Genomic DNA, 14,381 nt, shown 5'->3' on the forward strand with positions numbered 1-14,381 from the left:
GTGGACTTCGCTAAGCCCTCTAAAATCGTGGTCAAAGATATAAAAATCATATGAAGGTGACCTTAGGCATTTTGAAATTCACTACGGGCTTCTTCTGTCAAAATCCCACTGTAAATGATACTGATCGCCTGATCATAAATGTCGGAAGGAGGCATTTTGAGTCCTTTCTGAAGGGGTTCGGGAAACTGGCTTGCAAATTTGGGATCCAAAAGACTTTGAACAGCAGCAGCATACAACATAACGACTAAGCTGATATTCGTCCGAGGATTCACCAGCCCCTGCTCCACACCTTGTTGGATCAATTTGGCAAATCTCAGGTAAGCAGATTCATTGATGTACTGAGTCAACTCTTCCCAGATTTCGGGGGCATATTCTCTCAAATCTTCGAAAAGTTCGGGATTGATCGGTGCCAAATAGGTCGCTACAACGGTCAGGGAAGATTTTAGCTTCAATGGAAAAGAGATGTATCTGTTATCCAAAATTCCCTCCACTTTCGCTGTCATTTTTGTCTTGAGAACTTCAAAAGAGGCGGCCAAAAGTTCCAGTTTACCCGGATAGTATTTGTAAAGCGTCTTTTTGCTCATGCCCAAATCCTGGGCAATATCGTCCATGGTAGTCTGTCGATACCCTTTTCCCAAAAATAGGCGATAAGCCGAATCCAGGATTTTCCCCTCTATATTGATCTTCTTCGTCATAAGTGATTTCTGGCTCAAATATAGGCAAAGGACAGCCCTTTCATCTTGTGGTTTTTAGACAGGAGTTTTAGATTTTCTCCAAAAGGTAAACCCTTAAGGTCGTACGGGGACGGAAGCCCAGCCTTTCATACACCCGAACTGCCGGAACATTATCCGGATAGACATGCAGGAAAGGAATCTTACCCTCTTCCAAGACCCCTTTCATCACTTGAGTCATGACCTGAGCAGAAAGGCCTTTCCCCAAATAATCCGGATGGGTACAAACTGCACTGATTTCCACATAGGGATCCGGGCTGAGACGCCTACCGGCCATGGAAATCAATATTTCCCCGTCAAAGGCCCCGACGTAACCTCCAAAGTCCAGCGTGCGGTTGAGAAAAGGTCCCGGTTTGGTCAATTCAGTCAAGGCCAGCATGGATGGAACATGTTTCTCATTTAGATTTTTCAAATTTCCTCCTTGTAGAGAGAGTGGAAATTCTTTCGAATAAACCATTTGCAAAAGGGGACGATCGTTCAACACCTTCCAACCCTCCGTAGTCGGAAGATGATCCGAAGGGAAAAGAATTACTCGCTGGCCCTTTTCACAGACCTGCTGGAGCAACTGCATCCCGTCAGAAGAATATTCTGGAAGTCCAGCAAAAAAGCCCATTTCCCGGTCAATAAAACGGCAACTATCCGTTCCGTGAGAAAATTGGGCACTTCCGGAAGTCAATGCAGACCAGATGGGATTATCTAATGGATGAGACATAAGTAAATAAAACTTAAGGCAAACTTACCGATTTCGCGATTTGATCCTATGACTTTGTACCTGGTACAAAGTACCAAGTCTTGGAACTTGAGAATTAATTCCAGTATGTCGGGTTAAGTTCATTTTCAAACACGAAATCCGCAGTCCGAAATCCAAATTCCAAAACTCTCAACTTTCATCTTGAAACATTCCTCGTAATTTTACCCTGCTTAATTTTTGAATCCATGACTCACGAAGAAGCTGCCAAGCGAATTGCCCATCTCACCCAAGAGATCAACCATCACAACCACCTGTATTACCAGGAGAGCCGAACGGAGATTTCGGATTTTGAATTTGACAAGCTTTTAGAGGAATTGATTCGGCTTGAGAATCAGTTTCCCGATTTGCTTTTTGCAGACAGTCCAAGTCAGCGAGTGGGTGGCGCGATCACCAAGGAATTCCAAACCGTCGCCCATGAATACCGCATGCTTTCTTTGGGAAATACATACACCCTCGAAGAGCTGCAAGCATTCGACGAGCGTGTGATCAAGGGATTGGGTCATACAGATTTCGAGTACTTCTGCGAGATGAAGTTTGACGGCGTGGCTATCTCTTTGGTCTATGAAAAAGGAAATTTGGTGCGAGCCGTCACGCGCGGTGATGGCACCAAGGGGGATGATGTCACCGCCAATGTCAAAACCATCCGAAACATCCCTTTGACAGTGAAAGGAGAAAATATCCCCGATAAATTCGAGGTAAGAGGAGAAATCTTTTTACCGAGAAGGGAATTTGAAAAAATCAATACGGAGCGGGAGAAAAACGGGGAAGCTTTACTCGCCAATCCTCGAAACGCAGCCTCCGGAACGATCAAAATGCAGGATAGCGGAGTAGTGGCCAAACGAAGGCTCAATTGTTACTTTTATCAGCTTTTGGGAGAAAATATAGGCATCTCAAAGCACGACGAGGCGATTCATTTGATTGAAAAGTGGGGATTCAATGTCTCCCCTACCTACCGTAAAGTCAGCAAGTTGGAAGAAGTCCTGGATTACATTGAATCCTGGCGAGAAAAGCGCTTCACCCTCCCTCTGGATACCGATGGAGTAGTGCTAAAAATCAACGATTACGACCAGCGGGAAGAATTGGGCTTTACTGCTAAAATCCCTCGCTGGGCGATTGCCTACAAATATCAGGCAGAAAGTGCTGAGACAGAGTTGCTTTCCATTACATACCAAGTAGGTAGAACCGGGGCAATCACCCCCGTGGCTAACTTATCCCCAGTCCATCTGGCCGGAACCACCGTCAAAAGAGCTTCTCTCCACAACGCCAATGAAATCGAGCGTCTAGACATTCACGAAGGAGATTTTGTCTTTGTAGAAAAGGGAGGTGAAATCATCCCCAAAATCACAGCGGTAAATCCTGAGAAAAGAAAGCCTTTGGCTCAGCCTATCTCCTATATCCAAACTTGTCCTGAGTGTGGAACAACACTTATTCGGAAGGAAGGTGAGGCCAAGCATTATTGCCCCAATGCTGCAAGCTGTCCTCCACAGGTTTTAGGAAGAATCGAGCATTTCGTCAGCAAAAGAGCCATGGACATTGACTCCTTGGGTACTGAGCGGATCCGGGCTTTGATTGATCAGGGATTTATCCGGAATTACGCAGACATCTATGACCTGGAGGAAAAGCAATCCGACCTTTTAGGCCTGGAAATGAGTCAGGATCAGTATGAAAAAGAATCCGGTGGCTTGCTTTATATCACAGTTCAAAAGGCCCTTTTCGCCCTGACAGAATCCATTTCATCCAAACAGATTCAGGATTTTTTGGATGAAAAAGCTGAGTTACCCCTTCTTGAGACCTTGAAGGCTTTTCAGGAGCAGATCAGAATTTGGAAAAAGAAAGTACCCGCCAATGTGGGAATGGTGGATCGCTTGATTCATCAACTCAAAGACCACCCCGAACTTCCGAAAATGGAGGATTTTGTGCCTGTCGCCTTGGTTTTAGATTTGTTTTTGGGTAGAAAAGTGGAATGGAGCCAATTACTCGAATCCAGCCAAAAGCATGGAACCGTCCACCGGATTCTCCTGGATCTCAACCTTGAGCTTTCCCCAGAGCTCACTGAAAGAATCAAGAAGCTAAAAGCCAACACTTTCCAAGAAGGGGTAATCTCCAATATGATGGAGGGAATCAAGGCATCGAAGGCACAACCTTTTGAAAAGGTACTTTTCGCTTTGGGAATTCGGAATATTGGGGAAAATACCGCCCAGCTTTTGGCCCGGCATTTTGGAAGTCTCGAAAAACTCCGGGAAGCTAGCTCCGAACAGCTGTTGGAAATCAATGGTGTGGGAGAAACGCTTGTCCATAGTCTTCAGGAATTTTTCCTCCAGCCCGAAAACCTGGAAATCATCCAGAGGCTGAAGGACCAGGGATTGAAATTTGAAATCGAGCAAAGAGAAGATGCTGTTTTGGGCTCAGCATTGGCAGGAAAGCGGATTTTAGCATCCGGAAAACTCAAAAACTTCAAGCGGGATGAAATCGTGGATTTTGTCCAAGCTCATGGAGGTCAGTACCTATCTTCTGTTTCCAAAAATCTGGATTTTATCATTGAAGGAGAAGATATGGGCCCAAGCAAGAAAGAGAAAGCCCAGAAGCTTGGCGTTCCCCTGATTTCGGAAGAGGAGTTTTTGAGGATGGTGAATTCATAAGATTAAGACCTTTGAACGTTTAGAAAATGGGTTTAAACAGTTTAAACCCTATTTTTTCTATAAACGGACCTGAATAACGATTCAAGACTGTATCTTTGCAGCCCTAACAAATCTGAAACAATGAACGCATTCAAAGGCACCGGCGTAGCTTTAGTCACTCCTTTTCTCGACGATCAATCCATTGATTTTGACGGTCTGGGAAAAGTTATTGACCACGTGATCTCGGGAGGAGTGGATTATCTGGTAGTCTTGGGCACTACCGGGGAGGCTACGACTCTTACCACAGAGGAGAAAAAAGAGGTGCTAAAAGCTTGTCTCAACTTCAACAATGGACGCGTTCCGGTCATGCTGGGAATCGGAGGCAACAATACCCAAGCTGTCTTGAATGAAATCCAAAATACAGACTTTTATGGAGTTGCTTCCATTCTATCGGTAAGCCCCTATTACAACAAGCCCAGTCAAGAAGGCATCGTAGCCCATTATACTGCCATCGCAGATGTTTCCCCCGTTCCGGTGGTCCTCTACAACATCCCTGGTCGCACGATGTCAAACATGACGGCTGCAACCACCTTGAAACTTTCCCATCATCCCAACATCATCGGAATGAAAGAAGCTTCAGGAAATTTGGAGCAATGCATCCAAATTGCTGCTGGTATGCCAAAGGATTTTTTACTCCTCTCAGGAGATGATCTGATGACCAAAGCCATTCAAAGCATCGGTGGCTCTGGAGTGATTTCAGTTTTGGCAAATGCCTTCCCTGACACATTCAAGAAACTTACTCATGGGGATCATGAGGCCGCTTTACAAGCGACTTATTCCCTTCTTAGCCTAAACTCTCTGATGTATCTGGAAGGAAATCCTGTTGGCATCAAAAATCTTTTGTACCACATGGGAATTATTTCCAGTGATCAGGTGAGACTTCCTATGCTTCGCGCGAGCTATGAACTGAGCAACCAGATCAAAACCGCCTTTCAAAAACACAGCAAATGAACCCACTTTCTGTCTCCCAACTGACCGAGCAAATCCGTCTTGTCCTTGAGACAGAATTGGAGCCGGTTTATTGGGTGATCGGGGAACTGGCAGACTTCAGGCAGGCTCCCCAGGGCCATGTCTATTTTGAATTGGTAGAAAAGCAGGGGAATCAGGTTCTTGCTAAGATCCGAGCCAATCTGTGGCAATTCACCTACAGGAGCGTGGCAGCAAAATTTGAATCCGTGACAGGAAGTAGCCTGAAAAACGGCATGAAAGTCCTCGCACAGGTGGCCGTTAATTACCACCCTGTCTATGGACTTAGCATCAATGTTAAGGACATTGACCCTTCTTATTCCCTGGGTGAACGGGCGAGAGTTCGCCAAGAGACCATTGACCGCTTGACTCGGGAAGGCTTGCTTCGATTGAACGGGAGATATGAATTGCCTCAAGTCATTCAAAAAATCGCTGTGATTTCCAGTCCTACTGCCGCTGGCTATGGGGATTTTGTAAACCAACTGGAGAACAACGGCTACGGATACCAGATCTATCATCGACTTTTCCCATCCATGATGCAGGGAAATGAGGCTGTCAACAGCTTGATTTCAGCTTTGGAAAAAGTAGAGCTTTCAGCCGAATCCCTAGAATTGGATGCAGTGATCCTAATCAGAGGAGGAGGAGCGCAGTTGGACTTGGACTGCTTTGACGATTATCGATTGGCAGCCAAAATCGCAAATTGTCCATTGCCTGTCTTTACAGGAATTGGCCATGAAAGAGATGAAACAGTGGCAGATTTGGTAGCCCATACCCGACTGAAAACTCCCACCGCAGTCGCTGAATTCTTACTGGCAGGATTCCGGGAGTTTGAAGAAAACCTCGGATTGAATCTTCAAAGACTGGAAAGATCAGTTCGCTTAAAGCTTAAAGAAGAAGATCAAAAAATCCATCAATTGGCTTTAAGAGCAAGATTTTTGAGTGGAAACAAGCTTTCGATGGAGTCAGAGAAAATCAAAGCGATTGGAAGCAGACTGGGATTTTCTTCCAAAAACGTATTGAAGCTGCAGAGCAGTACTTTGGATAGTATTGCCAGAGAACTCAAAAAAACGAGTCTGGCCTATTTTCAAAAAGAGAAAGAAAAAATCAACCACCGGGAATTGCTTCTAAAACAATTGGATCCCACCAAGCTTTTGGAGAAAGGCTACACCCGGACAGAATCCGGAGGTAAACCCATCAACCTGGTTAAAATCAAGCCGGGGGATGAGTTATTGACCATTTCCAAATACCAAAAGATATTAAGTACCGTTACTGAGATAAAAGAAAATGAGTGATTTGAACTACACTGAGGCAATGCAAAGGCTGGAGACTATCCTTACCCAGCTGGAAGAAGGCAACAAAACCGTGGATGAACTATCGGCTTTGGTTCAGGAAGCTTCTGAGTTGATCAAACTTTGCAGAAGCAAGTTGAGAAGCACTGAAGAATCAATCCAGAAAGCATTTGAGGGTATCTAGATCCCTCCTTTTGAATAAGTTAGGAGCATTAGATCAAGGCTTGGCATGTTTGTTGGGCCAATAATAAGGCTTCCTTTTTCTATTATATCTGTAAGAATCCCTATGAACCCCCTTTTGAGACATATTTTAGTTTTGGCGTTTTGTTTGTCGATAGGCAGCTCCTACAGTCAAAATTTTTACAAAGAGCGCATTTCCAGAGACAATATTCTAACGCTAGGCATAGGACCTTCCTTTGCTTACATAGACAATGGAGGCCAATACCGGGATTATAATTTTGCAATTAAACCCGCATTTTCAATAGCTCTGACCAGAAAGCTAAATCCTATGGTAGAATTAAGAACTACCACTGGAGTTCAATGGATCAGTAGCGGAGGAAATCCTCCCATTGCCCTAAGGGATAAATGGTATTTCAACAATGCCTCTTTCACTGCAAAAGGCCCTGCTTACTATTTTGACATAATTCCTAGCTTTTATTTGATCCCTTTCTCTAACCATATGAATAGGTCTACGGTGAATCTATACGGTGGAGCAGGTTTGGGCGTGATGCACGTGGTGACAGAACAGACCAAATCGTTTAGCCCTGAAGAAAGGCCCAGCAAAAATTCCATTACTACCGGTTATGTGCCGATAAGAGCTGGATTAAGTCTCCGGGTTGGCCCGTATTCTGATATCGCCGGAGAAGGCACTATGTTGTGGACCTTTACCGACAATCTTGACGGAAATGTAGGTTTCAATAGGTTTGGTGATCATCTTTTCCAGGCACAGATTGTATTTAGAAGATACTTCGTGCCGAAGGGAATGGATTAAAGATTTGCAATTCGAAAAGTGAAGGCAGTTCCGGGAACTGCCTTTTTTTTGGTTTTGGACTTGAATGAAAAGTGGTTTATCTTGACTATCAAGACTTTTAGCACATGAGTTCAAAACAAGTTTTTATCTCCTATGCTTGGGGAGGATTAAGTGAGGAAGTAGCCAAAGAGCTGGAATCACTTTTGACCCAGCATAAAATAGACCTGACCCGGGACAAGACAGATCTTGGATTCAAGGGCCTTATCCGAGAGTTTATGCAGCAAATCGGGAAAGGAGACGTAGTCATTCTCATTATTTCTGACAAGTACCTCAAGTCCAAAAACTGCATGTTTGAACTCCTGGAGGCGGAAAAAAAGGGAGAATTTTACAAACGCATTTTTCCAATTGTCCTACCCGACGCAGATATCTATGATTCTTTGGGCATGGTCAATTATTTGAAGTATTGGGATCAAAAAATAAAAGAGCTCAATCAAAGCGTCAAAGAACTTGAAAATCTTGCTGATACCCGGAAAATCCAAGAAGACATCAATCTCTACACAGACATCCGGGGGGCCTTTGATGACTTGGCTTCCAGGCTAAGCAATATGAACACGCTTACCCTGGAGCTCATGAGGTCCAAGGAATATCAACCTTTGTTATCAGCTCTTAAAGAAGGAATAAATCCTCCTCCTGCCCCTACTCCCAGCAAAAAAGAAGGTAAAGTTCTCTACCATATCCCCGGGATGATGCAGGTAGATACTTGGACGAGATGTACGGTAAGGCTAGCCTGGGATGAGATTTTACTGCAGGAAAACCTCAAAATCCCAGAAGAAGAGAGATCGATCGAGTCGATCAGATTGGGAGAAATCATGCAAGTTTCTTTGATCCAGGGAAAAGGTGGGAGCAATTTCGAAATCCATGCTTTAAACAACGAGGAACAATTCATTTCAGAAGATGACTTTACCGAGTGGCTTTTTGAGGTAAAACCGTTGATTGCCGGTAAATTCAGTCTGATTTTAAGAATTTCGCTGATTCAGATCATTGAAGGAAAAGAGCGGAAAAAAGATTTGGTTCTGGAAAGGGAAGTCACTGCAGAAGCAGTGGTTCCCCAAGCCTTACCCAAATTCGAAACCGCAGAATCCGGACTTTCTATTTCCAAAAAGCCCGCAGAACAAGACACTAAATCACCAGCTGAAGCCATTTTTAAGAATGAAAAGAGGAGTTTGAAGGAACGCCTGCCCGCAGATTTTCCAGAAATTCCGGAGGCTCCTCCTCACCCCTCGGCGAAAGCTCCGACCCCCAAATCCTTGAAAAAAACTTCCATTTTAAGAAAGATCCTTCCCTATGCGGCTTCCATCACGGTAATCTTTCTCGCTGCCATTATACTGTTCCCTTCCAATTCTTCCATGGAAAATTCTCCTATTTCCCAAGCTCCGGACGAATATTATTACACAGATTCTACCAGTGGTATATCCATTCCTTTGGGGGGAGAAGTGTTGATTGCCATGAGCTTGGATCCTACAAACCCAAACGAATCCAGTTCTTCCAAGATTCTTGTCTTCTCTATGGAGGCGGAAGAATTCCTTGCTTTGCAGGAGGAAAACATGGCAGGGGTCAGCATTTACAGTCTCGATAAAGAAGACACCATAGCACTTAATCTAGGACCGCTTAGGACAATAAGCCTCCAAGAGGTCAAAGACTCTGTGCAGGTGACCAGAAGAACTCCCGTAGATTCGAGAAAAGTTAACCCTGAGCTACAAAAACTTAAAACCAGACCCAGAATCGATCATTTTGAGTTCTGATCTCAGCTTGCATTGGCTTCTTCGATCACTTGAAGGAATTTCCTCTCAATGGTAATCAGCATGTTCTGATAGATTCCCGGAATTCGAATCAGGAAGTAGTCCTTGTTTCCTTTTTCCACACACTCTCCAATCATGTTTTGAAGAGGACCACCCATAACCTTGACTTTTTCTCCGGGTTCGATTTCCGAGCCGTCTGTCTCCACAGCCACTCCGGTCTCCACGATCCTTTGAATAATTTCAATTTCCTCCTCACGGATGGTGGCGTGCTGTCCGGAAAAGTGTACAAATTTTACCGCTCCCGGAACCTGCAGGCATTCCCAAAGTTGGTTTCGGTTGGTTTTCACAAAAACATATCCATTAAAAAGGGCGCGTTGAACCTTCTTTTTCCGGTCAGACCATTGCCTTAACTCTTCAACAATCGGCAAGTAAACTTCCCAACCCCTTTCCCGAAGGCGCTCGGCCACTTTTTTCTCCGACCGGGAGGTGGTGTACATTACATACCATTTCAATTCCTGCATCTCACAAAGTTTTTTTGGGAGATCAAAATTACAAAAAGGAACCTAGAATGTCCCCCTTAAAAAATTAAAAACCCCCGAGACATTGTCTCGGAGGTTTTGTCAAAAAAAACCACCAACCTTAAATCAATCATGCTTTTAGGTTCCGCAGTCTCATGACGAGTTTATCTGCAAGCAAATACATGACTGGTACGATGACTAACGTAATGAGGGTTGCAAAGGTTAACCCAAATATCACAGTCCAAGCCATTGGACCCCAGAAGGCAGCATTGTCTCCACCCACGTAGAACTGTGGATCAAACTCGCTCAAAAGGGTGCTGAAATTGATATTCATCCCGATAGCTAAAGGGATCAATCCAAGTACTGTCGTGATTGCTGTCAGCAAAACCGGTCTCAAACGAGTCTTTCCGGATTCGATGATACTACCCAGCAAATCTTCATATTCCAGAAACTCCCCATCGGCAATTCCTTTTTCTTTTCGCTTTCTTTCGCGTACCAGATTGGTATAATCAATTAGTACGATGGCATTGTTAACTACTACCCCCGCGAGGGATATGATTCCGATACCCGTCATGATCACCACGAAATCCATATTGAAAATCACCAAACCCAAGAATACCCCAATGGTACTGAAGAGCACTGAAGTCATGATGATGAATGGGCTAACTACAGAATTGAATTGGGCTACGATGATCAGGAAGATTAGGGAAACGGCAATTGCCAATGCTCTCATCAAGAAAGCCTGAGATTTGGCCTGCTCCTCCTGCTCTCCAGTAAACTTCACCGTGATTCCATCAGGAGCTTCAAAACTAGCCATCAAGTTCTGAATCTGGGCGTTGATTTCGGTCGGGTTATATCCATCCAAAACATTGGAATACATGGAGATCGCCTTTTCCAAATCCTTTCTCTTCACAGATCCATAAGTAGAGCTGTATTCGATATTTGCCACTGCAGAAATTGGTACCTCGCGCTTGTCTCCAAACTTGTCTCTGAATCCGATTTTCTTGTTGACTAGGGTATTGATGTCATATCGGTAATTCTCATCCATTCTAAGCTGGATAGGAAAATCTTCCTCTCCTTCTTTAAACTTGGATACTTCCAGACCAAATAGGGAAGTTCTAAGCTCATTGGCGATGGTCGAAGTAGAAAGCCCGAATCTTCTGGCTTTATCCCGATCGATATGAACAATCAACTCTGGATTACCGGTGGACAAATCGGTCTTTAGTTCTTCCAATCCCGGAATATTGTTGGACTCCAGGTACTCCTTGGTCTTATTGACAAAGGCGATTAATTCCTCATAGTTCTCCCCAACAAATTCAATATTTACCGCTTTCCCTACTGGAGGTCCATTTCGCTGCTTGTCAACAGTGATCAGTACTCCAGGGTATTTCTCCACCAAGTCCCTGATGACTTCCATAGCCTCATTGGTATTGATCCCCTGACGATCGATGTAATCCACAAAACCAATCGTAATTTTCGCCTTGTGCGGTGTCGACTGTTGGCTTGGACCCTCGGTAGGATCGCCAGTTCCTTCTCCAACCTGAGAAATTACTGACTCCAGAATGGCATGATAGGGTTCCAAAGCATCCATCATTTCATCTTCCATTTTATCCACAAAAGTATTGGTCGCCTCTATGTCCGTTCCGATTGGAAACTCTACAAAGACATTAACCAATTGTGGCTGATTATCTGGAAAGAAAAGAACTTTTGGAGCACGAATCCCAAGCAATACCAAGGACAAGATCAACAAACCGAAAGTACCGCCAAAGACTGCGTAAGGCATTTTTCCATGCAAAGCTTTGTTGAGAGTAGCCTCATACGCATTCTCCAGTCTGACCAAAAAGACAGTCTGGAACCATCGGATGGCTTTTCTCAAAAGAAACACATTGAAAAGCGTCAGGAGGCATGCCACTAAGGCCAAGGAACCCATGGCAGTAAAGCCCACCAAATAGAAGATGGTGGATAAAATCAGGAATGAACCTGCTACCAATATTGATTTTTGCTTAGGCTTATCCTTGCTCACATCCTCCACTTTCATAAATAAGGAGGTCATCACCGGATTGATCACCAAAGCCACAAACAGAGAAGAGGACAAGACAATAATCAGGGTAATCGGAAGGTATTTCATAAACTCCCCTACCAAATCATCCCAAAAAGCCAAAGGTAAAAAGGCAGCCAAAGTCGTTGCCGTAGAGGTAATAATCGGCCAAGCCACTTCTCCTACGCCCTCTTTTGCAGCTCTTTGGATAGGTTTACCTTCCTGCATCAATCGGTAAATATTTTCCACGACCACAATCCCGTTATCCACCAACATACCCAAAGCCAAGATCAATGAAAACAAGACCATCAAGTTGAGGGTGATTCCGAAGGCATTCAGGATCAAGAAGGAAATAAACATGGAAAGCGGAATCGCCGAACCTACAAACAAGGCATTTCGGAATCCCATAAAGAACATCAAAACCAACACGACCAGAATAATCCCGAAGATGATCGAGTTTTCGAGGTCACTTACCTGAGTCCGCGTTTGCTTACTTTGGTCATTGGTAATGGATATCTCCAAATCCTTTGGAAACCTGTTTTTCTGGGTGTTTTGGATAATTATTTTGATTTTATCCGCTGCGTCAAGAAGGTTTTCCCCGCTTCTCTTCGTCACATTGATGGTGACTACCGGAAGGTTTTTGCTTCGGGCGTAAGAAGTTCTGTCTTTATAGGTATCCTTTACTTCTGCAACATCACGCAGGTAAACGATTTTTTGCTGGTCTGTCTTGACAATGATATCCAACAATTCATTCGGACTGGTAAATTCTCCGTCCACCCTTACCGTACGTTCAAAATCTCCACTGCGGATGGCTCCTCCTGAAATGGTAAGGTTTTCGGATTGAATCGCTCCGGAGATATCTCCGAAACTCACACCCGTTGCCTCCATTTTATAGGGATCCACATTGATCTGAATTTCCCGCTCCACAGTTCCGGCAAGATCAGCTTTGGAAATTTCAGGAAGCTTTTCAATGGCATCCTCTAGGTATTCCCCGAATTTCTTCAACTCTTGCTCGGAATATGGCCCGGAAATATTCACGTTCATGATCGGAAAGTCCGAAGTATTCACTTCTATCACGTTGGGATCTTGATCCAGATCTGAAGGCAGTTCGGACTTGGACTTGTCCACCGCATCCTTGACATCCTGAATAGCCTTGGAGATTTCTACTCCGGGGTTAAACTCCACCACAATGGAGGAAAAATCCTGTACAGAGGTAGATCGGATATCTTTAACGTTATTGAGAGACTTGAGCTCTTTTTCAATAGGCCTGGTAATCAGGTTTTCCATATCCACGGGCGAGTTGCCGGGATAAGGCGTACCGATATATACCGTAGGAATGACGATTTCGGGAAAGCTCTCCTTGGGCATGGTTCGGTATGCCCCCAAGCCCAGCACCGTGATAATCAAGGTCAAAATGACCACGGAAGTAGCATTGTCCACACTAAAGCTGGACAGGCCAAATTCCCTGATGATGGATTTATTATTAGAATCTGTCATGACTTATAGCTGGGCAATGTTTACGCTGAAGTTATCGCCTACTTCACGGAAGCCTTTATCCACCAATATTTCAGTACCTACAAGGCCATCCTTAATTTCTGTTTCGTTGCCAGTACTCATGCCACGCACGATGTATTTCTTTTTGGCTGTGTCATTCTCTACTACAAAAACATAATCGCCTCGATTATCAGATAGAATCAAATGGGATGGCACTACTACACTGCTAGGATTTTTGTAATCCTGAATCTTCAGCACGGATATCATATTCGGCTTAAGCCCACCGATTTGGGGAAGGAATACTTCCACTTTGAAAGTCCGGTTGTTGGGATTGATAATGGCTCCTACAGCAGATACCTTGGTATTAAAAGTTTTTCCCAAAGAGGGGAAGGCCACTTCTACAGAATCTCCTTTTTGTAGTACTCCCACGTAGCTTTCAGAAATATCTGCTTCGATAAAAAGATCACTTTCACCTACGAACTGAAACATAGGAACTCCAGGCTGAACCAATTCACCCAGTCTAGCCTGCACGGTTTCCACAGTTCCATTGAATGGCGCTCTGATATAGGCTTTGGATAGCTGCGTTTTCAAAGAGGCAAGGCTTTTTTCCAAACCTTCTTTTCTGTTTTTGGCTTCCAGGTATTGGATTTCGGTTCCGATTTGCTGTTTCCAAAGTCTCTCCTGTTTTTCAAAGATTGTTTTGGCCAAGGAAAGGGAGTTTTCCATTTCCTCGATATTTCTCTGGATCCCTTCGGAATCAATCACTGCCAATACCTGCCCTTTGGCCATTCGCATACCTTCCACTGCACTTACTTGCAGAATCCTTCCGGAAATTTCAGAGCTGATGCTGACGTTCTTTTTGGACAACACCGAACCGGTGACTTCCACAAAATGAGTAAACTCCCCTTTTCGGACAGCTGCTGTGGTGATCAAAATCGGTTTTTTGTTTTGCGCAGCAAATTCAGGATCCAAGTCGGAAAGCTCCTTTTCCAGCTCACGGATCTCGGTACTGATGGAAGCCAAGTTGCTTTTCAAGGTCTCCAGCTTTTCTTTTTTAGCTGCCAAATCATCCTTTTTACAGGAAATCATCAACACAGACAAAGCCAGTAGGGGCAAATATTTAAAGATAGGTTTCATAAATTTCTTG

General features: G+C 44.2%; 11 protein-coding genes. 6 read left to right on the top strand and 5 right to left on the bottom strand.

Going from position 1 to position 14,381, the window contains the following annotated elements:
* Positions 1-62: 62 nt before the first annotated feature.
* Together G458_RS0102325 and G458_RS20050 are read right to left on the bottom strand one after the other, a co-directional pair.
* Complete coding sequence (locus G458_RS0102325; protein ID WP_026950479.1) at positions 63-695, bottom strand: TetR/AcrR family transcriptional regulator; 633 nt, start codon at positions 693-695, stop codon at positions 63-65.
* Between the two features lie 67 nt (positions 696-762).
* Positions 763-1,443 carry a GNAT family N-acetyltransferase gene (locus G458_RS20050; protein ID WP_051286971.1) on the bottom strand — a complete coding sequence of 227 codons (681 nt, stop codon included), beginning with the start codon at positions 1,441-1,443 and terminating at the stop codon, positions 763-765.
* A gap of 224 nt (positions 1,444-1,667) precedes the next feature.
* On the opposite strand from G458_RS20050, the gene ligA reads away from it, so the two are divergent.
* From ligA to G458_RS21290, 6 genes are all read left to right on the top strand, one after another.
* On the top strand, positions 1,668-4,121 hold the full coding sequence (ligA, locus tag G458_RS0102335) for an NAD-dependent DNA ligase LigA (RefSeq protein WP_026950480.1): 2,454 nt from the start codon (positions 1,668-1,670) through the stop codon (positions 4,119-4,121).
* A gap of 120 nt (positions 4,122-4,241) precedes the next feature.
* Entirely contained in the window at positions 4,242-5,111 is an 870-nt protein-coding gene (gene dapA / locus G458_RS0102340) for a 4-hydroxy-tetrahydrodipicolinate synthase (protein ID WP_026950481.1), read from the top strand.
* Entirely contained in the window at positions 5,108-6,418 is a 1,311-nt protein-coding gene (xseA, locus tag G458_RS0102345) for an exodeoxyribonuclease VII large subunit (RefSeq protein ID WP_026950482.1), read from the top strand. Before dapA ends, xseA begins: the two co-directional genes overlap by 4 nt.
* Positions 6,411-6,599, top strand: coding sequence for an exodeoxyribonuclease VII small subunit (gene xseB / locus G458_RS0102350; protein WP_026950483.1), 189 nt, complete (start codon positions 6,411-6,413; stop codon positions 6,597-6,599). The genes xseA and xseB overlap by 8 nt, the downstream gene beginning before the upstream one ends.
* Positions 6,600-6,701: 102 nt before the next feature.
* Complete coding sequence (locus G458_RS0102355) at positions 6,702-7,406, top strand: hypothetical protein (protein ID WP_035467565.1); 705 nt, start codon at positions 6,702-6,704, stop codon at positions 7,404-7,406.
* Between the two features lie 104 nt (positions 7,407-7,510).
* Positions 7,511-9,187, top strand: a complete 1,677-nt coding sequence (locus G458_RS21290) for a toll/interleukin-1 receptor domain-containing protein (protein ID WP_051286973.1) — start codon at positions 7,511-7,513, stop codon at positions 9,185-9,187.
* 2 nt (positions 9,188-9,189) lie between these two features.
* Here G458_RS21290 and G458_RS0102370 read toward each other — a convergent pair whose 3' ends face one another.
* The 3 genes from G458_RS0102370 to G458_RS21740 all read right to left on the bottom strand — a co-directional run bounded on the left by G458_RS0102370 (position 9,190) and on the right by G458_RS21740 (position 14,371).
* Entirely contained in the window at positions 9,190-9,705 is a 516-nt protein-coding gene (locus G458_RS0102370) for a UpxY family transcription antiterminator (RefSeq protein ID WP_026950485.1), read from the bottom strand.
* Positions 9,706-9,832: 127 nt separating this feature from the next.
* Complete coding sequence (locus G458_RS0102375; RefSeq protein ID WP_026950486.1) at positions 9,833-13,237, bottom strand: efflux RND transporter permease subunit; 3,405 nt, start codon at positions 13,235-13,237, stop codon at positions 9,833-9,835.
* 3 nt (positions 13,238-13,240) lie between these two features.
* Positions 13,241-14,371, bottom strand: coding sequence for an efflux RND transporter periplasmic adaptor subunit (locus tag G458_RS21740; protein WP_026950487.1), 1,131 nt, complete (start codon positions 14,369-14,371; stop codon positions 13,241-13,243).
* Between the last annotated feature and the right edge of the window lie 10 nt (positions 14,372-14,381).

The organism is Algoriphagus mannitolivorans DSM 15301, from assembly GCF_000429425.1.
Lineage (GTDB): Bacteria > Bacteroidota > Bacteroidia > Cytophagales > Cyclobacteriaceae > Algoriphagus > Algoriphagus mannitolivorans.

What these genes read in the sequence shown, in the direction of transcription:
- G458_RS0102355 (WP_035467565.1), top strand. Translation starts at nt 6,702, where the DNA reads ATGAACCCCCTTTTGAGACATATTTTAGTTTTGGCGTTTTGTTTGTCG.
- xseB (WP_026950483.1), top strand. Translation starts at nt 6,411, where the DNA reads ATGAGTGATTTGAACTACACTGAGGCAATGCAAAGGCTGGAGACTATC.
- ligA (WP_026950480.1), top strand. Translation starts at nt 1,668, where the DNA reads ATGACTCACGAAGAAGCTGCCAAGCGAATTGCCCATCTCACCCAAGAG.
- G458_RS21290 (WP_051286973.1), top strand. Translation starts at nt 7,511, where the DNA reads ATGAGTTCAAAACAAGTTTTTATCTCCTATGCTTGGGGAGGATTAAGT.
- G458_RS21740 (WP_026950487.1), bottom strand. Translation starts at nt 14,371, where the DNA reads ATGAAACCTATCTTTAAATATTTGCCCCTACTGGCTTTGTCTGTGTTG.
- G458_RS0102325 (WP_026950479.1), bottom strand. Translation starts at nt 695, where the DNA reads ATGACGAAGAAGATCAATATAGAGGGGAAAATCCTGGATTCGGCTTAT.
- xseA (WP_026950482.1), top strand. Translation starts at nt 5,108, where the DNA reads ATGAACCCACTTTCTGTCTCCCAACTGACCGAGCAAATCCGTCTTGTC.
- dapA (WP_026950481.1), top strand. Translation starts at nt 4,242, where the DNA reads ATGAACGCATTCAAAGGCACCGGCGTAGCTTTAGTCACTCCTTTTCTC.
- G458_RS20050 (WP_051286971.1), bottom strand. Translation starts at nt 1,443, where the DNA reads ATGTCTCATCCATTAGATAATCCCATCTGGTCTGCATTGACTTCCGGA.
- G458_RS0102370 (WP_026950485.1), bottom strand. Translation starts at nt 9,705, where the DNA reads ATGCAGGAATTGAAATGGTATGTAATGTACACCACCTCCCGGTCGGAG.
- G458_RS0102375 (WP_026950486.1), bottom strand. Translation starts at nt 13,237, where the DNA reads ATGACAGATTCTAATAATAAATCCATCATCAGGGAATTTGGCCTGTCC.